An 18718-nucleotide genomic window follows, 5' to 3' on the forward strand; every position below is an offset into this window, starting at 1 on the left:
AGTAAAACAATCTTTAATTTCTGATAATTTTTACATTCATTTCCTCTACTTTTTTATCAGATAAAATTGATGGTGCATTAAATAATAAATCTTCAGAAGAACCTGTTTTTGGAAAAGCCATAACTTCTCTAATAGAAGCTTTTTTCTCTAAAATCATCATCAATCTATCAACTCCCCAAGCAATTCCTCCATGAGGTGGTGCTCCGTATTGAAACGCTTTGTACATCGTTCCAACACTTTTCATCATTTCTTCTTTATTGTAACCCATATTTTTATAGGTAGCTTCTAAAATTTCAGCTTTATGTGCACGAACAGAGCCACCACCAATTTCATAACCATTTAAGATTAAATCGTATTGTTGGGCAATGATTGTTCCAATTTCATCATCATTTCCAGTCATATGTTTTTCTAAATCGTAAACTGCTGGCATAGAAAACGGATTGTGAGTAAAGGTCCATTTACCTTCTTCTGTTTTTTCAAACATAGGGAAATCTACAACCCAAGCTGGTTTTAATTCCTTTGGATTAATCAACGTTAAAATACGTCCCATTTCTTGGCGTACAGCATCTAATGCTTTATTTGCAGTTGCATAATCTGCAGCAGAGAAAAATACAATATCTCCAATTTGAGCGTCTGTTGCTTTGATAATGTTTGCTGCAATTTCTTCGCCTAAAAACTTAATAATTGGCGATTGTAAATCGTTTTCATTTACAATAATATATGCCAAACCACCTAAACCATTTTGTTGAGCAATGGCAGTCAAGTTTTCAATTTGCCCTTTAGACATACGTTTGTTTCCTTGCTCTTCAGCAGAAACTCTAATACACTTAACAATTCCACCTTCATCAATAGGTTTACTAAAAACTTGAAAAGTTGTGTCTTTTACAATTTCTGTAATATCTTGCATTTGCAATCCGTAACGTAAATCTGGTCTATCACAACCATATTTATCCATGGCATCTTTGTAAGTAATAACTTCAAAAGGGTGTAAAATCCATTTTTTGCCGTAAATTTTTCTGACAACTTCATTAAACATTTTGGTGTTTAAATCGATAATTTGCTGCATACTTGCATACGCCATTTCAATATCTAATTGTGTAAATTCTGGCTGACGATCTCCACGTGAATCTTCATCTCTAAAACAACGAGCAATTTGGAAATATTTTTCAAAACCACCAACCATTAACATTTGTTTAAATTGCTGTGGTGCTTGTGGTAATGTGTAAAAAGAGCCTGCTTGTTTTCTTGTTGGTACAATAAATTCTCTTGCACCTTCATCTGTACCGGCAGTTAAAATAGGTGTTTCTATTTCTAAAAACTCTTCTTCATCTAAAATATCACGTAATAATTTTATTACTTTATGACGATTTACAATTGCCTTGCGAACTTCATCATTTCTGTGGTCTAAAAACTTGTATTGAAAACGAACATTTTCATTCGATTTCATTGCTCTTTTTATTTCAAAAGGAAGCGTTTTTGATAAGTTTAAAATTTCTAAAGCAGATGTTTCTAATTCAATTTTACCAGTTCTTAAACCAGCATTATAATCATCTTCTTTACGTTGAACTACAATTCCAGTAACCATAATTACAGTTTCTGGTTTTAGTTTTACCAATTCGTCTAAATTAGGAAACGACTCTCTACTTAAACGAACTTGAAAAATTTGATTACTAGAATCACGTAAGTCAATAAAAATTAACTCTCCATGATCTCTAACGCTTGCCACCCAACCAGATAAAGTTACTTCTTCTTTAATTGAGGCTTCGGATAGTTGAGAAATTTTATGCGTTCTGTATTCTTCTTTAATTACAATTGGAACGGTTTGTATTTCTTCTTCTAATTTAACTTTTTGCTGTTCGTTTTTTGTAGTTTTATTTTCCTCATTTTGATGAGAAATCTGAACTTTTAAATCTGAATTTTGAACTTGATTTAGTATTTCTTCACGAATTACTTTTCCTGAAGCACCTTTTCCAATAATTGCAATTACTTTACCAACTAAAATTCCTGCTTTACCTTGGTTTCCTGATTGAATGTCATTTGCAATTGCTTCATTTTCTGCAACTACTTTTTGTACTGCATCTTTAATTTGTTCTTCAGAAATAGTGTTGTCTTCAAAATATTTTTTGAAATCAAAAGTTTTATCTTTTAAATAATTTACAATTCCATTTTGAACTAAAACTGCTGTAATTTTTTCTGCTTTAAAAAGCTTAAAAATTTCAATTAAATGGTTTACATCATGAATATTTCCGTACTCATCTGCGCCAATATTGTTTACTAAAGTTTTGGCAACAAAAGACGAATCTTTAATACTATTATTTATGGTAACAAAAGTTTCTGAACGTAAAGAGTCTGCCGTGAAAAATTTAGCGTCTTGTGGTAAAACGCCACCTTTAATTAAGATTGATTCTACAGCAAAAGGTAAAGAGCTTATGTTAACATCTATACTCTCAACAACATTTTTAATATTTACAAAAGGTAAATCTGGTTCAGAAATAAAACGATAATCTGCTTCAAATTCCTTTTTACGCATTGTTTTGGTTTGCTTTAAATCGGCATCCCATAAAACTGTAGTTTGATCTGGTCTAAACTCCTTATTTTCTATATAATAATTTAATTGTTTCTCAATTTCTTCCTTTAAAGCATCTACCATAAACTTAAAGGAGTTTAAGTTTTTAATTTCTGTTCTAGGGTTTAAATTGTTTGTATTTTTTTTACGTAGAGACACGGAAACATCAGATTTAAACTCACCTTTTTCAAGATTTGCTTCTGATATTTTTAAATTCTGAACGATTCTTTGGATGTATTGCGCGTAAGTTGATGCATCCTCAATATTTCTGATACAAGGTTCTGTTACAATTTCAATTAACGGAACACCCGCTTTGTTAAAATCGACTAAAGAAATTTTCTTTTCGTGCATCAATTTTGCAGCATCTTCCTCAATATGAACTTGTGTTAGATGTACAGTAAATTGAGATCCATCATTTCTAAAACAAGAAACTTCTCCGTCAGGAATTACTGGGTTGTGAAACTGAGTAATTTGAATGTTTTTTGGATTATCAGGATATTCATAATGTTTTCTATCCCAAGAAATAATCTCGTTTGAAAAAGAAGAACTAACAGCCTTACCAAAATAAATTGCTTTTGTGATTGCTTCTTTATTAATGGAAGGTAAAACCCCCATTTGTCCAGTACAAACCGAACATATATTTTTATTTGGTTGGTCAATTTCTTGATTTGCACAAGAACAAAACAACTTAGATTTTGTGTTTAATCTAACATGTGTTTCTAAACCGATTACTAACTCTAAATCGTGAGATTTTAGTAGCTCATTTAATTGCTCAAGTTCCATTATATCGTATCTTTTAAGAAGTTAGCAAACTTCAAAACGAGTTCATCATTATTTTTTGCAGCCGTAATTTGTAATCCAGTAGCGGTTCCTTTCGGAATTGTTAATGTTGGTAATTGTCCTAAACTAAAACCAACTGTATAGGCATCAGATAAATACATAGCTAAAGGATCTTTTAAACTATCGCCAATTTTTGGTGGTGTATTTGGTGTTACAGGCGATAAAATAATATCTACCTCTTTAAAATCCTTTTCAAAATTATCAGAAATTTGATCTCTTAAATTTAGTCCTTTTAAATATATTTCATCAGAAAAACCTTGAGATAAAACTTGATTTCCACCAACAATTCTACGTTTTGTTTCTTCAGAAAAATTTTCTGAACGCGTAATAGAGTAGGTGTCTTTTAAATTTTTTCCTTCAATTCTGTTTCCATAGTTTGTGCCATCTAATCTTGATAAATTAGAAGCAGTTTCTGCCATTGCCAATGTATAATAAGTAGAAACAAGTGCATCAGATTCAAAGAAATCAAGCTCTTTAACTTTAATTCCTTTTGCTTTTATTTTTTCTATAGATACTAAAAAATCTGCTTTTATTTCATTGTCAATTGCATCAGTATTGATGAAATTTTTAAAGTATCCAACAGTTTTTATTTCATCAGAATTTAAAATATTTTCTTGCGATATGTTTTCAGCTTGATACGTAGTTTGATCTTTTATATCTTTACCACTCATCGCATTTAAAACAATTCTAATATCCTCAATAGATTTTGCAATTGGTCCAACACAGTCTGTAGATGATGCGTATGCCATAATTCCATATCTTGAAATTCTACCATAAGTTGGTTTTAAACCAAACACATTGTTATACCCTGCTGGTTGGCGAATTGAACCTCCGGTATCTCCACCAATTGAAAATACGGTGTAATCTTTTGCAACATTTACAGCAGATCCACCACTAGATCCACCACCAACTAAATTAGCATTTATAGCATTTTTTACTGCTCCAAATATGGTGTTTTCAGATGATGAACCATGTCCGAAACTATCGCAATTTTCTTTTACCAAAGGTATTGCACCAGCATCTAATAAATTTTGAATTGCAGTTGCTGTATAAGGCGATTTATACTTTTTTAGCAAATTAGAACTTGCTGTTGTGTAGGTTCCTTGCACCATATAAACGTCTTTAATTCCAAAAGGAATTCCTTCTAATAAATCAATAGTTTCACCATTTGAAATTTTAGCGTCTACATTTGCAGCTAACTTTAAAGCTTGTTTGTCTAAAAGAGAATTAACTGTATTGTTGGTGTTTGCTTTTAATAAGTTTAATTTTTCTTGTACCAATTCTGTACAAGTTATTTCTTTATCCATCAGTTGTTGATGGATTTTGTGTATTTGAGATTCCATAACTATTATTCTTCTATCACTTTAGAAACTACTAAATAGCCGTTTTTTTCCTTTGGAAAGTTTTCAATGATAATTTGTTTTTCAGCATCAGAACTGTTTATTACAACATCATTTCTTAAGTCGTTTAAAGATGAAGCATTGTTATGGTTATTATTAAAAGAATTATTATTTGTAGTGTTCGCATTTTTAATAACATCAAATAATTTGTTCACAGTTTCAGATGGCTGTGCTCCTTTAATACTAGACAAAATGTCTACAGTCATAATTTTACTCATCTTTTTTATTTTAGTTTATAATTAAAACTTTAAGGCGGCAAAATTACAAAAGTTTTGTCAGCAGTTAAAGTATATTACAAAGAAAACACACCAACAATTTATCATCTAAATCATCGGTGCGTTACATTAATTCAGTAAATTCAAATCAAACATTTGTTTGGTACTGCAATTAACGGATTTTGAGTGTTATTTTAAACTAAATTAATATTTTTGATTTTATATTTAAACTTTTATTTGATATATGGTTTCAATATGTAACTTTTTGAATTGCGTTTTAATTTTTTTTTTTAAAATCTGTTAATGATTAAAAAAAAACTACATAAAATTTGTTCAACTAAAAAACCCTTTTTACATTTGTTGCTCAATGAAAAAACAAAATAACATATGGTGGTGGAACTCTCTTAATTAATAAGTGAGAACAAACCTACTGTGTATATTATATAACAAAAAAGGCTTATCTCACGATAAGCCTTTTTTTTGTTAAAAAGTCATTACGAGGAGTTTTTACCAAAAAGTAACCTCTTCATTAATAATCAGATTGCCACAGCAAATTAGAAATTTGCTTAGTAATTACATCAAAATAAAATGAAAAAATTACAGTTTAAAACAATATTTAAAACTAAAATGGCAGACACAGTAACACCTGTAGGTTTGTATTTACGTTTTAGAGATAAATTTGCAAACACACTTTTGTTAGAAAGTTCAGATTATCATAGTAAAGAAGAAAGTTTTTCTTTTATTGCAATTGAGCCCGTTGTTTCTATGAAAGTAGATGATTATCAGTTTTCGGTTTCTCATAAAGGAACACAAATTGATAAACAACCTATCAATAAAAATTTTTATGATTTATTTGATAAATTTACAAATTCTATAGCATTAGATTGTCCTGCTGAATTAAAATCATTTAACGGTTTGTATGGTTATACAACCTTTGATTCTGTTCAATATTTTGAAAACATTCAATTTAAAAACAAAAAAGCACCTTCTGCAATCCCAGAAATGCAATATAGTTTTTATCGTTTTATAATTGCCATTAATCATTTTAATGATGAAATGACGTTGATAGAAAATATTGAAGAAGGAACAGAATCTCGCATAAAAGAAATTCAAACAATTATTGATGCACAAGCATTTAATACACAAAAATTCGAAATTGTAGGCGAAGAAACATCAAATACAACTGGCGAAGAATTTATAGATTATGTGCGTAAAGCTAAATCGCATTGTAAAAGAGGCGATGTTTTTCAATTAGTATTATCACGTCAATTTCAACAAAAATTTAAAGGCGATGAGTTTAATGTTTATAGAGCACTACGTTCTATAAATCCATCACCATATTTATTTTATTTTGATTATGGTTCTTTTAAATTAATGGGTTCTTCACCAGAAGCACAAATTAAAATTTCTGCGGGTAAAGCAACTATTAATCCAATTGCTGGTACTTTTAGAAGAACTGGAGATATGGCGGAAGACATTAAATTAGGTAAAAAATTATCTGAAGATAAAAAAGAAACTGCAGAACACGTAATGCTGGTAGATTTAGCGCGTAACGATTTAAGTAAACACGCAGACAATGTTACAGTTGAGGTTTTTAAAGAAGTACAGTATTTTAGCCACGTAATTCATTTGGTTTCTACGGTTAGAGGAAAAATTAAAGGAAATCCGATAGAAATTGTTGGAGATACTTTTCCTGCCGGAACTTTAAGTGGTGCGCCAAAATATAAAGCAATGGAGTTGATTGACAAATATGAAAATCAAACTCGTGGTTTTTATGGTGGAGCAGTAGGAATTATCGGTTTAGATGGTTCTGTAAATTTAGCAATTGCAATTCGTTCTTTTGTTAGTAAAAACAACGTTTTGTATTCACAAGCAGGAGCAGGAATCGTTATTCATTCCGATGAAAAAAAGGAATTACAAGAAGTAAATAATAAATTAGCAGCGTTAAAAAAAGCGTTGATTTTAGCAGAAAATATTTAGGGCGTTTTAACAGGCTTTCCACTATATCTTTTTTCAGAAAAAGAAAAAAGGTTAAGAATATCAACAGATATTTGAACTGTTTCAATCCTTAACGCAAATTGAGAAATATGAAAATATTAATTTTAGATAATTACGATTCTTTTACCTATAACTTAGTTCATATGGTAGAAAAAATTACAGGAACATTTCCTGCAGTTTTTAGAAATGATGAAATAAGTATTGCAGATGTAGGTAACTACGATATGATAATGTTGTCTCCAGGCCCTGGAATTCCCGATGAAGCAGGAATCTTAAAAGAGGTAATTAAAACCTACGCAGGCATAAAACCAATTTTCGGAGTTTGTTTAGGTTTACAAGCAATAACAGAAGTTTTTGGAGGAAAAATCATCAATTTAGATGATGTTTTTCATGGAGTTGCAACTGAGATGAAAGTAACAGATAAAAATGCAACTATATTTAAAGATGTACCAGAAACGTTTTTAGCAGCACGTTACCATTCTTGGGCAGCAACAGATGAAGGTTTTCCAGAAGAAATACAAGTAACTGCAAGAGATGAAGATGGATTGATACAAGCAATAGAGCATAAAGTATATCCAATATCTGCGGTTCAATTTCATCCAGAATCTATTTTAACAGAGGTTGGAGAGCAATTGGTTACTAATTTTATCAATGCAAGTTCATAATGAAAGCAATTTTAAACAGACTATATAATCACGAAAGATTGTCTAAATCTGAAGCAAAACAAATCTTAAAAGATATTGCTGCTGAAAAATACAATGACGCACATTTAGCATCATTTATGACCGTTTTTATGATGCGACCAATTACTGCTGATGAACTCTCTGGGTTTAGAGATGCGTTAAAAGAACTATCTATAAAAGTAGATTTATCAGATTATAATACTATTGATATTGTTGGAACTGGTGGAGATGGAAAAGATACGTTTAACATATCAACCTTAACGTCTTTTATTGTTGCAGGAACAGGGCAAAAAGTTGCTAAACATGGCAACTATTCAGTTTCTTCTCAATCAGGTTCTTCTGATATGTTAGAGAGTTTTGGATACAATTTTACAAACGATGAAAGTGTATTAAAAGAGCATTTAGAGAAAGCAAATATTTGTTTTTTACACGCACCAAAATTTCATCCGGCAATGAAAGCTGTTGGGCCAACAAGAAAAGCGTTGGCGTTAAAAACATTTTTTAATATGTTAGGGCCTCTAGTAAATCCAAGTTCACCAAAAAATCATATGTTAGGTACTTTTAATTTAGAAGTTGCACGTTTGTATAATTATATTTTACAAGAAGAAGATATTAATTATGGAATTATTCATGCGTTAGATGGTTATGATGAAATTTCATTAACAAGCGGATTTAAATTCTTTACTAAAAACGGAGAACAAATTATAAATCCTGAAGATTTAGGGCAGAAAAGAATTCAACAATCAGAAATATTTGGGGGGAATTCAGTTACAGATGCAGCAAAAATTTTCAAATCTATTTTAGAAGGAAAAGGTACTGAAGCTCAAAACAATGTGGTTTTAACAAATGCAGCTTTTGCTTTAACCATTGTTGATGAAACAAAGCCTTTTGAAGTTGCTTTTAATGAAGCTAAAGATTCGCTTTTTGGATTAAAAGCAAAACAAACATTAGAAAAATTAGTGAGTTTATAAATAAATGTGTCATTATGAACGAGGTTACGAGTGTGTTAATTGTTAATTAAAAAGAGATTGCTTCGTTCCTCGCAATGACAGAATATATAAGAAATGACAATTTTAGATAAAATAATCGCATTTAAGAAAAAGGAAGTTGCTAAAATTAAAGCAGAAGTTCCTGTTCAAAAATTAGTGCAAAGTCCAAGTTTTGGAAGAACAACTTTTTCATTAAAAAAATCATTGTTAGAAGTAGGTTCAACGGGGATTATCGCAGAATATAAGCGTCAATCTCCTTCTAAAGGAATTATTAATGATACAGCAACTATTGCAGAGGTTACTAATGGATATTTAGATGCAAATGTAGCAGCACAATCAATATTAACAGATACTTCTTTTTTTGGAGGTACAATGGCTGATTTGATGGAAGCAAGAGTTATCAATCAACAAAAACCGATTTTAAGAAAAGATTTTATTGTTGATGGTTTTCAAATTGTAGAAGCCAAAGCAATTGGAGCAGATGTTATTTTATTAATTGCATCTTGTTTAACATCAAAAGAATTAAAAAACTACGGAAACTTAGCAACAGATTTAGGTTTAGAAGTTTTGTATGAGGTGCATACGCAAGAAGATTTAGATAAAATTAACGATTTAGACAATAAGATTATAGGAATTAACAACCGTAATTTAAAAACTTTTGAAGTTGATTTAGAGCATTCTATAAAACTAGCAGATCAAATTCCTGACACTTGTTTAAAAGTTTCTGAAAGTGGAATTTCTGATCCTAAAATTATTACTGGGTTAAAAGAATTTGGGTTTCTAGGATTTTTAATTGGAGAAAACTTTATGAAAACCGAAAATCCTGGAGAAGCTTGTCAAGAATTTATCAGTCAAATACGATAATAAGTCATTACGAAGAAGAATGACGAAGTAATCTGTTTATAGAAACAGATTGCTTCATTACATTCGCAATGACAAAAAAGCAATAATAATGAAACTGAAAGTGTGCGGAATGAAATTCACAGAAAATATTCAACAAGTTGCCCATTTGCAACCTGATTATTTGGGGTTTATTTTCTATGAAAAATCAAAAAGAAATTTTGAGGGAATTATTCCAGAATTTTCTAATTTGATAAAAAAAACAGGTGTTTTTGTTAATGAATATATAGAGATTGTTATTTCTTTAGTTGAAGAATATAATTTAGATGCTATTCAATTACATGGAGATGAATCTGTAGAATATGTTGCCAATTTAAAAAAGCAATTAACTGAAAGAAGGACTTTGTTTATTGAAGAAAATAAGCAGATTAAAAAGAAAAAAAATAAACATTATATTTCTGAAAGTGAAGTTGAAATTATTAAGGTTTTTGGGATAAAAGACGAGTTTAATTTTGATGTTTTAGAACCTTATTTAGAGGTTGTAGATTATTTTCTATTTGACACAAAAGGAAAAGAAAGAGGAGGAAATGGAATTAAATTTGATTGGTCTGTTTTAGAAAAATATCCTTTTGAGAAACCTTTCTTTTTAAGTGGTGGAATAGGATTACAAGATGTTGATGAGGTTCAAAAAATAATAAAATCAAATTTACCAATTTACGCATTAGATGTAAATAGTAAGTTTGAAAGTAAACCAGGAGTTAAGAAAATAGAAGAATTAGAGAAGTTTAAAAAAACTGTCATTTTGAACGAAATGTAAAATCTCTAGTGAGATAATTTTTGAGATTTCTTCATTAAGCCGAAATGACAAACGAACGAATATTATAAATAATATGAAATCAAAATTTCACCCAGACAAAAATGGATATTATGGACAATTTGGAGGTGCATTTATACCAGAATTGTTATATCCTAATGTGAAAGAATTAGAAGATAATTACATTCAAATTATCAATTCTGATGAATTTCAAAAAGAATATAAAGCATTATTAAAAGACTATGTAGGTCGTCCAAGTCCGCTGTATTTGGCTAAACGTTTATCAGAAAAATATAACGCTTTTATTTATTTAAAACGAGAAGATTTAAATCATACAGGTGCCCACAAAGTAAACAATACTATTGGTCAGATTCTTGTTGCTAAGAAGTTAGGGAAAACCAAAATTATTGCAGAAACAGGAGCAGGGCAACATGGGGTTGCAACGGCTACAGTTTGTGCGTTAATGGGCTTAGAATGCACCGTTTTTATGGGCGAAAAAGATATTGAGCGTCAAGCTCCAAATGTTGCCAGAATGAAAATGCTAGGTGCAAAAGTTATACCTGCATTAAGTGGAAGCAAAACTTTAAAAGACGCTACAAATGAAGCAATACGTTATTGGATTCAACATCCAGAAACCTTTTATTTAATAGGTTCTGTAGTTGGCCCTCATCCATATCCTGATATGGTTGCTCGTTTACAAGCCGTAATTTCAGAAGAAATAAAATGGCAGTTAAAAGAGAAAACAGGTAAAGAAAATCCTGATACAATAATTGCCTGTGTTGGTGGAGGTAGTAATGCTGCTGGTGCTTTTTATCATTATATGGATGATGAAGACGTTGAGTTAATAGCTGTTGAAGCATCTGGTTTAGGGGTAAATTCTGGTGAAAGTGCTGCAACTTCTCAATTAGGTGAAGTAGGAATTATTCATGGTTCTAAAACCATTTTAATGCAAGATGAATACGGTCAAATTGTAGAGCCTTACTCTATTTCTGCAGGTTTAGATTATCCAGGTGTTGGCCCTTTACATGCTTACTTATTTGATTCTAAAAGAGCTACTTTTATGAATGCAACAGATAAAGAAGCATTAACTGCCGCGTATGAATTAACAAAGATAGAAGGAATTATTCCAGCTCTAGAAAGTGCACATGCATTGGCGGTTTTATCAAAAATTACATTTAAAAAAGATCAAGTAGTTGTGGTAAATTTATCTGGTAGAGGAGATAAAGATTTAGAAACTTATATTAAACATTTAGAAGATTAATGAATTCTAAGATAGCTTATATAGAAAAGGAGTTGGTTTCTTTGAGAGAAGACTTAAAAAATCATAAATTATATAAACAGCTAAATTCTATAGACGATATTAAAACGTTTATGGAAGGGCATGTTTTTGCTGTTTGGGATTTTATGTCGCTCTTAAAAGCGCTACAAATTAATTTAACAACAGTTTCAACACCTTGGATTCCTAAGAAGAATACAAATTTAGTTCGTTTTATTAATGAGATTACATTAGCAGAAGAAAGTGATGTAAACAAAGACGGTGTCTTAAAAAGTCATTACGAAATGTATTTAGATGCGATGCAAGAAATGCATGCAGATTGCTCTAAAATCGAAAATTTTATTCAAGATATTTCTAAAGGAAAAGACATTATTGAATCTCTAGAAAAACTATCAATAGACAAGGCAATTAAAGATTTTGTTACATATACTTTTAATATAATTGATGCAAACGAAAATCATAAAATTGCAGCTGCTTTTACATTTGGTAGAGAAGATATTATACCAGATATGTTTCTAAAAATTGTTGATGAAACAACCGTAAATAGTAATGTAAGTTTTGATAATTTTATATATTACCTAAACAGACATATAGAGTTAGATGGTGATGAGCACGGGCCTTTATCATTACAAATGATTGAAGAATTATGTGGTAATGATGATAAAAAATGGCAGGAAGTTTTAGATGTTGCTAAAACTTCTTTACAGGTAAGAATCAATTTATGGACTGCTATAGAAGAAACATTAAAAAGTAAAAAAGAACCAGTTTTAGCATGAAAAAATTAGAAACAATTTTTAAGGAAAAGAAAAATTTATTGTCTATTTATTTTACTTGTGGTTACCCTAAATTAGAAGACACAACTGAAGTAATTTTTGCATTAGAAAAAAGTGGAGTAGATTTTATAGAAGTAGGTTTGCCGTATTCAGATCCATTGGCTGACGGGCCAACTATACAAGATAGTAGTCAAAAAGCATTACAAAACGGTATAAATTTAGATATTGTTTTTGATCAATTAATGACGATAAAAGAAACCAATAAGACACCATTGGTTTTAATGGGGTATTTAAATCAAATGCTAAAATATGGCGAAGATAAATTTTGTCAAAAAGTAGTTGATTGCGGAATCGATACGGTTATTCTTCCTGATTTACCAATGGTAGAATTCGAAAATCACTATAAAGAATTATTCGATAAATATGGAATAACAAATGTATTTTTAATAACGCCGCATACTTCAGATGAAAGAATTCAAAAAATAGATTCTTATTCTAAAGCATTTATTTATGTAGTTGCATCTGCATCAATAACAGGTGCAAAAGGAGATATTTCTAATCAACAGATTGCATATTTTGAAAGAATTAAAGCCATGAATTTAAAGAGTAATTTAATTGTTGGTTTTGGTATTTCTGATAAAGAAACTTTTACCACAGCTTGTAAATATGCAAATGGAGCAATTATTGGTTCTGCTTTTATAAAGAATTTAGGGAAGAATGGAGTTGATAAAATTGATGATTTTATTAGACCAATTATATCATAAAACAAAAAAGCGAAACTTAATAAGTTTCGCTTTTTTATTTTTTTAAAGTGATATTAATTTACACTAATTAAATTTATATCAAATACTAATACTGAACCACCAGGAATACCATTGTAATCAGAGATTCCATATCCTAAGTTATAGGGAACTAATAATATACCATCTCCACCTTCTTTAAAATAAGTAATTCCTTCTGTCCAACCAGCAATAACCTGATTTAATCCAAAAGAGATTCCATTTTCATCACTTTGATCAAAAACAGTACCATTTAAAAAATATCCTTTGTAAGAAACTGTTACATTTGAAGTACTCGTTGGTCTAGCTCCAGATCCTTCATTATTAATTACATAATATAAACCTGTACTGCTTTTTTGAGCATTTAAATTATTATCTTCAATATATTGTAATATGTCAGCTTCTGTTTGCGGCTCAGGAATTGAATTATCTCCTAAACAAGAAAAAAGATTAACAAATGTTAGAAGTAGGATGCAATATTTTAACAATTTCATTACTATAAATTTATTTTTTGCGAATATACATTGATTATTTTAATAAACTTTTTCTCCATTCACAAAAGTAGAAACTGCTTTAGTTTTAGGGATTTGACTGCCATCAACAGTCATAATGTCTTGATTAATAATCACAAAGTCAGCAAATTTTCCAACTTCAATACTTCCTTTTTCAGCTTCTTCAAAGTTAGCGTAAGCAGCCCAAATAGTCATCCCTTTTAAGGTTTCTTCTCTAGTTAAAGCATTTTCCATTTGATAACCATTTTTTGGATAATTATCTAAATCTTTTCTAATTGTTGCTGCATAAAAAGTTAAAAACGGATTTACTTGTTCAACTGGAAAGTCGGTTCCTAAAGCAATTTTTCCATAAATGTTTAATAACTTTTTAAAAGCATAAGCACCTTTTATTCTTTCTTTTCCAACTCTATCTTCTGCCCAATACATATCAGAAGTAGCGTGTGTTGGTTGTACAGAAGGTAAAATATTATCAAATTTAGCAAAATCTTCTTCAGTTATTATTTGAGCATGTTCAATCCTCCAGCGTCTATTTTTTTTATCTTTTAAAACGTTTTTATATGTTTTTAATAACCATGTATTTGCAGAATCTCCAATAGCATGTGTATTCATTTGAAATTCTGATGCAGCTATTTGTCTAGCAATTTCTTGATATCTTCTTGGAGTATAAATTAAGGCTCCAAAATGATTTTCTCTATCTGAATAGGGTTTACGCATAGCTGCACCTCTAGATCCCAAAGCACCATCACCATACACTTTAAAGGATCGTACATTTAATCTGTCAGTTTTTATAATTCCTTTATTTATATAATAATTTATTTGGTCTTGTTTATCACCAGAAATCATGGCATATACTCGTATTTTTAAACTTTTTGCTTGTTGTAGGCTATCAATTAATTCAATAGTATTTCTATCTAAACCAGCATCATCTACTGTTGTTAATCCATAAGAAAAAGATGTTTTTTGAGCGTCTAATAAACCTTTAATTGCTTGTTTTTTAGAGGTTTTTGGAAATTTAACAAAATCCATAGCAGCATCAATTAAAACTCCAGTTAATTTACCATCTTTTAAAACAATTTCACCACCAGAAACTTTAGTGTTTTTTGATATTTCTGTTAAATCTAAAGTTGCTTGATTTACCAAAAGAGCATGTCCATCAACTCTACCAATGGCAACAGGGATTGTTGGAAATAAAGCATCTAATTTTTCTTTAGTTGGAAATTCTTTTACTTCCCAATCATTTTGATCCCAACCACGTCCTGTAATAAAAGAAGTGTTTTTTTCTTTTTGAAAAGCTACTAACTTTTCTAAAACTTCATCATAATTTTTAGTGCCTTCTAAAGATACTTTTTGTTGTTGCAAGCCCATTCTGTAAAAATGGCAATGCACATCAATTAAACCAGGTAGAATAGTTTGATTTTTTGCATCTACAATATTAGAAGATTCATATTTTTCTTGAATTTCTTTAGAGGATCCAACTGCAATAAATTTACCATCTTTTATGGCAAAAGCGTTAGCTTTATCAAAAGATTTATTTACTGTATATGTATTAGAATTAATAACAATTAAGTCTGCTTTTTCTTTTTTACAAGAGATAAAAAAAGTGATTAAAAACGAGTAAATAAATATTTTTTTCATGAATTTTGATAAATTAAATGAGCACCATACATTAATAAAAATTGTAATAGAATTCTAATAATTGCTCGTTTTTTAGTGCCAATTGCTGGCCTTTCTTTTTTAAGATCCCAAATATGAATGGGTAACAAAAAGATTAATAATATGAAAATACCAAATGCTGTATTTTTTACCGTTAAATCAAAAAACAAACCAATTCCAAGTATAAATTCTATAATGCCAATTACATAATTTACCAATAATTTTGGAAAAATATCAGGAATAAAATGTTTAAAAAAATGAGGTTTTATAAAATGCATAATTCCTGTGTAGCAGAAAAAACCACTAAAAATAATTTTTAAAACGAGTACAATAATTTCCAAATTATTAAGGTTTTACAGGAGAATTTGAGTATAAATATTTATCCATCAGATATAAAATACTAGCCATTGAAGCAGAACCTAATTCTAGTTCTCTTTTGTTAACTTTATCAAAAGTATCAATACTTGTGTGATGATAATCAAAATAGCGTTGAGAATCTGGTCTATAACCAACTAAAGTTACGTTTTCATCCTTTAAAGGGCCAATATCGGCACCAGATCCACCTTTGTCTAAATCGTGTAAACCATAAGGAGATAAAAGTTTTTTCCAACTCTGTAAAAGTTTTGTATTAGAAGAATTTGCATCAATTGAGAAACCTCTTGGTGTATGACCTCCAGCATCAGATTCTAAACCTCCAATGTGGTTTTCTTTATTTAGTTTTGCTAATTCAGCGTATTTTTTTGCGCCTCTTGTTCCGTTTTCTTCGTTCATAAAAAAGATAACTCTTAACGTGTTTTTTGGTTTGATGTTGTTTTTCTTAAACAAATAAGCCACTTCTAAAGATTGTACAATTCCTGTTCCATCATCATGAGCGCCATCACCTAAATCCCAAGAATCTAAATGACCACCAACAACCATAATGTTTTCTGGAGTTTCAGAACCTTTAATTTCTCCAACAACATTAAACGAAGGTGCATCTGGTAATGTTTGGCAACTTTGCTTGAAATAGAATTTTAAAGTTGGATTCTCTTTTAAATCATCACTTAAAATATTAGCTGCTCTGCTACTAATTGCTGCTGTTGGAATGTATTTTTCTTCAGCTAAATTGCCATAATTCATAGTTCCAGTATGAGGATAATCGTCTATAGAATTCGTCATGGAACGTACAATTACACCTTTTGCACCAAACTCTCCACAAACTGCAGCTCCATTAACTCGTTGGTCTACGCAACCTCCATAAGCTTTAAAAGTGTTAATTAATTTGTCATCAAAAGGACGATTAAAAAAGACAATTTTTCCTTCCATTTTAGCACCTAAAGTTTTTGCTTCTTCTATGCTTTTTACTTCAATAACTTCTGCCAAAACACCAGATTTTGGTGTTGCTACAGAAAACCCTAAAGCACAAATTGGTACGTTTTTTTGAACTCCATTTGTTGTATAAGTTGCAATTTCTTTTTCGCCTCTAACCCAATGTGGTACCATTACAGGTTGCAACCAAACAGAATCTAAACCTACTTCTTTCATTAAATTTTTTCCCCAAATTACAGATTTAGCAGCTCCTTCTGATCCTGATAATCTACTGCCAATGTTTGAAGTTAAATCTCTTAACCATTCGTAAGATTTACCATTTGTTAAAGCCGAGTTGAAAAGTGTTTTTATGTTTGTTGAATCTATTTTTTCTTCTGATGATAATTTGTTGTTATCAATTGGTTTTTCTGGTTTCTGATTACAAGAAATTAGCCATAAAGAAATTGAAAGTAAAAATAAAATTTTTTTCATGTTGGAATTCATTTTTTATCTGATAAAGCTACAAAAATGAAATGAGAATATTGAAACACTTATTGTTCTTTTAGAATCTTTTCAGCTTCTGAGAAAACAGATCTATATTTTCTTGAGTTTACTTTTGTCATAGAATTTATTTCTGAAATAATTTCTTGTAATACTTCTGTAGCTTCGTTCTTTTTATTTCTTCGGATTAAAAATTTAGAGAGCTCTAATCTATTATCATAATTAGAAAAACGGATGTCAACTTTTTTTAATTGAATTTCTGCGTCTTTAAAATTTCCTGTTTGTTCTAATGCTAAACCGTACAAGTAGACTGATTCTTTAAAGTCTTTATCTATATTTATTTTATTTGCAATTTCAATTACTTTTTCAAATTTTGAAGTTTCAAAATAGCAATTTATCAACTTGTTTAAAGTATAAGGTTCATCTTTAAAATTACCTTCTAAAGCTTTATTGTATAATAAAATTGCATTATTATAATCTCTATTTTCTAAAAAAGCATCAGCAAGATTTATTTTGTTTTGAAAAGTGTTTGAAAATGCTAGCTCTTTTTCTAAATCTTTAATTTTTTTTGAAGGATTGATAATAGTTGTAATTTCTTCTGCAATATTTACAACATCTTTTTTATTAAATACATGTGTAAATAAATATACAATACAACCTATTAATGGTATAAAAAATATAATAAAATACCAGTAATAATTACTACTGTTTTTGTAAGCATGATAAATGCAAAACACTTGTAAGGCAATAGTTAAATAGTATACTAACATTTTGTAAATATACTAAAAGAACTTAAAAAAAATCAAATTTGAAAGTGGATATGATCATCATGTCTTACAGCTCTGCAACTATGAAATCTAATTTTAGGATGATTTAATTTCATTCGATTTTTTAAATGTGGTTCAATAAAAATTTTACTTACTTTTTTATTTTTTAAAATACAGAGAATTAGTTTTTTTGTTCCTTTTTCGGATATTTTTAAATCGTTATTTAAAGTTCTAAGAGTCATGTATTTTGTAAAATCATATTGCCAATAACCTCTTTTTTTACAGTTTTCAATTTGATTTATTTCGTTGTTTTTTGGATCTTCAAAAATACCATAACCACTATTTTGAAGGTTTTTCATTTGTTAATTTCATGTTTTTATCTTTATAAATAAAAGAAACATCAATTTTTCTACCATCATTATGACTTAAATGAGGCAACAACGGAAATCCATCAAAAAATGGAAAGTTGGCATCTAAATAAATTAGTTTTATATCTGGAAAATCTTTATTAATTTTTAGTGAAACATCAGTTAATACATCATATAATTCTGGTTTTACATAGTTTCTATTACAAAGTTTTGTAATAATATTATGAGATTCAATTATATGATTATCATCAATTTTTATTCTTCCAAAAAAAGGAGCAATATTCGGAACAATTAAGATACTTGAAATTAAATAAAGTAAAAGAAATAGTATTGTTCTTTTTAGTTTATACCTCGGTTTTTTCTTAATACAAAAAACAGAAACTATATAAATAATCCCTCCAATTTGAGTGATAATTGTAAGAACTATAAATATGAGTAAATGAATTAAGTTTCTCAT

The 18718-nt window shown here is 29.5% G+C and carries 18 protein-coding genes; 8 read left to right on the forward strand and 10 right to left on the reverse strand.

Annotated elements, in window-relative coordinates; translation table 11 throughout:
• Positions 1 to 13: 13 nt before the first annotated feature.
• From gatB/aspS to Q0733_RS05975, 3 genes are read right to left on the reverse strand one after another with little or no spacing between them, the layout of a single operon-like run.
• Complete coding sequence (gatB/aspS, locus tag Q0733_RS05965) at positions 14 to 3349, reverse strand: bifunctional amidotransferase subunit GatB/aspartate--tRNA ligase AspS (protein WP_298780148.1); 3336 nt, start codon at positions 3347 to 3349, stop codon at positions 14 to 16.
• Positions 3349 to 4749, reverse strand: coding sequence for an amidase family protein (locus Q0733_RS05970; RefSeq protein WP_298780150.1), 1401 nt, complete (start codon positions 4747 to 4749; stop codon positions 3349 to 3351). Before Q0733_RS05970 ends, gatB/aspS begins: the two co-directional genes overlap by 1 nt.
• A 5-nt stretch (positions 4750 to 4754) precedes the next feature.
• Positions 4755 to 5024: a hypothetical protein gene (locus tag Q0733_RS05975; protein WP_298780152.1), complete on the reverse strand. Its 270-nt coding sequence runs from the start codon at positions 5022 to 5024 to the stop codon at positions 4755 to 4757.
• Positions 5025 to 5609: 585 nt separating this feature from the next.
• Here Q0733_RS05975 and Q0733_RS05980 point away from each other — a divergent pair.
• The 8 genes from Q0733_RS05980 (at position 5610) to trpA (ending at position 13158) form a co-directional block, all read left to right on the forward strand.
• Positions 5610 to 7001, forward strand: coding sequence for an anthranilate synthase component I family protein (locus tag Q0733_RS05980; RefSeq protein ID WP_298780154.1), 1392 nt, complete (start codon positions 5610 to 5612; stop codon positions 6999 to 7001).
• Positions 7002 to 7108: 107 nt separating this feature from the next.
• On the forward strand, positions 7109 to 7684 hold the full coding sequence (locus tag Q0733_RS05985) for an aminodeoxychorismate/anthranilate synthase component II (protein ID WP_298780155.1): 576 nt from the start codon (positions 7109 to 7111) through the stop codon (positions 7682 to 7684).
• The gene (gene trpD, locus Q0733_RS05990; RefSeq protein ID WP_298780157.1) at positions 7684 to 8673 is read left to right on the forward strand and encodes an anthranilate phosphoribosyltransferase; all 990 of its coding nucleotides are present in this window, start codon (positions 7684 to 7686) and stop codon (positions 8671 to 8673) included. Before Q0733_RS05985 ends, trpD begins: the two co-directional genes overlap by 1 nt.
• 93 nt (positions 8674 to 8766) lie before the next feature.
• Positions 8767 to 9555: an indole-3-glycerol phosphate synthase TrpC gene (gene trpC, locus Q0733_RS05995; RefSeq protein ID WP_298780160.1), complete on the forward strand. Its 789-nt coding sequence runs from the start codon at positions 8767 to 8769 to the stop codon at positions 9553 to 9555.
• A 109-nt stretch (positions 9556 to 9664) separates the two neighbouring features.
• On the forward strand, positions 9665 to 10348 hold the full coding sequence (locus Q0733_RS06000) for a phosphoribosylanthranilate isomerase (protein ID WP_298780163.1): 684 nt from the start codon (positions 9665 to 9667) through the stop codon (positions 10346 to 10348).
• A gap of 73 nt (positions 10349 to 10421) precedes the next feature.
• Entirely contained in the window at positions 10422 to 11606 is a 1185-nt protein-coding gene (gene trpB, locus Q0733_RS06005) for a tryptophan synthase subunit beta (protein ID WP_298780165.1), read from the forward strand.
• Positions 11606 to 12397, forward strand: coding sequence for a DUF3050 domain-containing protein (locus Q0733_RS06010; RefSeq protein ID WP_298780167.1), 792 nt, complete (start codon positions 11606 to 11608; stop codon positions 12395 to 12397). Before trpB ends, Q0733_RS06010 begins: the two co-directional genes overlap by 1 nt.
• Positions 12394 to 13158 (forward strand): tryptophan synthase subunit alpha, encoded by a 765-nt coding sequence (gene trpA, locus Q0733_RS06015; RefSeq protein WP_298780169.1) that lies wholly within the window; start codon positions 12394 to 12396, stop codon positions 13156 to 13158. The genes Q0733_RS06010 and trpA overlap by 4 nt, the downstream gene beginning before the upstream one ends.
• A gap of 53 nt (positions 13159 to 13211) precedes the next feature.
• On the opposite strand, the gene Q0733_RS06020 is transcribed toward trpA, so the two are convergent.
• The 7 genes from Q0733_RS06020 to Q0733_RS06050 form a co-directional block, all read right to left on the reverse strand.
• A complete protein-coding gene (locus tag Q0733_RS06020) occupies positions 13212 to 13667 on the reverse strand; it encodes an FKBP-type peptidyl-prolyl cis-trans isomerase (RefSeq protein WP_298780172.1) in 456 nt (151 codons plus the stop codon).
• A 39-nt stretch (positions 13668 to 13706) separates the two neighbouring features.
• Positions 13707 to 15320 (reverse strand): amidohydrolase, encoded by a 1614-nt coding sequence (locus tag Q0733_RS06025; protein WP_298780175.1) that lies wholly within the window; start codon positions 15318 to 15320, stop codon positions 13707 to 13709.
• The gene (locus Q0733_RS06030) at positions 15317 to 15616 is read right to left on the reverse strand and encodes a hypothetical protein (protein WP_298780178.1); all 300 of its coding nucleotides are present in this window, start codon (positions 15614 to 15616) and stop codon (positions 15317 to 15319) included. The genes Q0733_RS06025 and Q0733_RS06030 overlap by 4 nt, the downstream gene beginning before the upstream one ends.
• Positions 15617 to 15683: 67 nt before the next feature.
• A complete protein-coding gene (locus tag Q0733_RS06035; protein ID WP_298780180.1) occupies positions 15684 to 17117 on the reverse strand; it encodes a M20/M25/M40 family metallo-hydrolase in 1434 nt (477 codons plus the stop codon).
• 59 nt (positions 17118 to 17176) lie between these two features.
• Positions 17177 to 17896 carry a CDC27 family protein gene (locus Q0733_RS06040; RefSeq protein ID WP_298780182.1) on the reverse strand — a complete coding sequence of 240 codons (720 nt, stop codon included), beginning with the start codon at positions 17894 to 17896 and terminating at the stop codon, positions 17177 to 17179.
• A gap of 32 nt (positions 17897 to 17928) precedes the next feature.
• Positions 17929 to 18252: a hypothetical protein gene (locus Q0733_RS06045; RefSeq protein ID WP_298780184.1), complete on the reverse strand. Its 324-nt coding sequence runs from the start codon at positions 18250 to 18252 to the stop codon at positions 17929 to 17931.
• Positions 18233 to 18718 (reverse strand): hypothetical protein, encoded by a 486-nt coding sequence (locus Q0733_RS06050; protein ID WP_298780187.1) that lies wholly within the window; start codon positions 18716 to 18718, stop codon positions 18233 to 18235. Before Q0733_RS06050 ends, Q0733_RS06045 begins: the two co-directional genes overlap by 20 nt.

Origin of the sequence: uncultured Polaribacter sp. (genome assembly GCF_947500975.1) — a bacterium.
Classification (GTDB): domain Bacteria; phylum Bacteroidota; class Bacteroidia; order Flavobacteriales; family Flavobacteriaceae; genus Polaribacter.

Excerpts from the sequence above, each read along its gene's own strand:
- gatB/aspS (WP_298780148.1), bottom strand. The coding sequence starts at position 3,349 with ATGGAACTTGAGCAATTAAATGAGCTACTAAAATCTCACGATTTAGAG.
- Q0733_RS05970 (WP_298780150.1), bottom strand. The coding sequence starts at position 4,749 with ATGGAATCTCAAATACACAAAATCCATCAACAACTGATGGATAAAGAA.
- Q0733_RS05975 (WP_298780152.1), bottom strand. The coding sequence starts at position 5,024 with ATGAGTAAAATTATGACTGTAGACATTTTGTCTAGTATTAAAGGAGCA.
- Q0733_RS05980 (WP_298780154.1), top strand. The coding sequence starts at position 5,610 with ATGAAAAAATTACAGTTTAAAACAATATTTAAAACTAAAATGGCAGAC.
- Q0733_RS05985 (WP_298780155.1), top strand. The coding sequence starts at position 7,109 with ATGAAAATATTAATTTTAGATAATTACGATTCTTTTACCTATAACTTA.
- trpD (WP_298780157.1), top strand. The coding sequence starts at position 7,684 with ATGAAAGCAATTTTAAACAGACTATATAATCACGAAAGATTGTCTAAA.
- trpC (WP_298780160.1), top strand. The coding sequence starts at position 8,767 with ATGACAATTTTAGATAAAATAATCGCATTTAAGAAAAAGGAAGTTGCT.
- Q0733_RS06000 (WP_298780163.1), top strand. The coding sequence starts at position 9,665 with ATGAAATTCACAGAAAATATTCAACAAGTTGCCCATTTGCAACCTGAT.
- trpB (WP_298780165.1), top strand. The coding sequence starts at position 10,422 with ATGAAATCAAAATTTCACCCAGACAAAAATGGATATTATGGACAATTT.
- Q0733_RS06010 (WP_298780167.1), top strand. The coding sequence starts at position 11,606 with ATGAATTCTAAGATAGCTTATATAGAAAAGGAGTTGGTTTCTTTGAGA.
- trpA (WP_298780169.1), top strand. The coding sequence starts at position 12,394 with ATGAAAAAATTAGAAACAATTTTTAAGGAAAAGAAAAATTTATTGTCT.
- Q0733_RS06020 (WP_298780172.1), bottom strand. The coding sequence starts at position 13,667 with ATGAAATTGTTAAAATATTGCATCCTACTTCTAACATTTGTTAATCTT.
- Q0733_RS06025 (WP_298780175.1), bottom strand. The coding sequence starts at position 15,320 with ATGAAAAAAATATTTATTTACTCGTTTTTAATCACTTTTTTTATCTCT.
- Q0733_RS06030 (WP_298780178.1), bottom strand. The coding sequence starts at position 15,616 with ATGCATTTTATAAAACCTCATTTTTTTAAACATTTTATTCCTGATATT.
- Q0733_RS06035 (WP_298780180.1), bottom strand. The coding sequence starts at position 17,117 with ATGAAAAAAATTTTATTTTTACTTTCAATTTCTTTATGGCTAATTTCT.
- Q0733_RS06040 (WP_298780182.1), bottom strand. The coding sequence starts at position 17,896 with ATGTTAGTATACTATTTAACTATTGCCTTACAAGTGTTTTGCATTTAT.
- Q0733_RS06045 (WP_298780184.1), bottom strand. The coding sequence starts at position 18,252 with ATGAAAAACCTTCAAAATAGTGGTTATGGTATTTTTGAAGATCCAAAA.
- Q0733_RS06050 (WP_298780187.1), bottom strand. The coding sequence starts at position 18,718 with ATGAGAAACTTAATTCATTTACTCATATTTATAGTTCTTACAATTATC.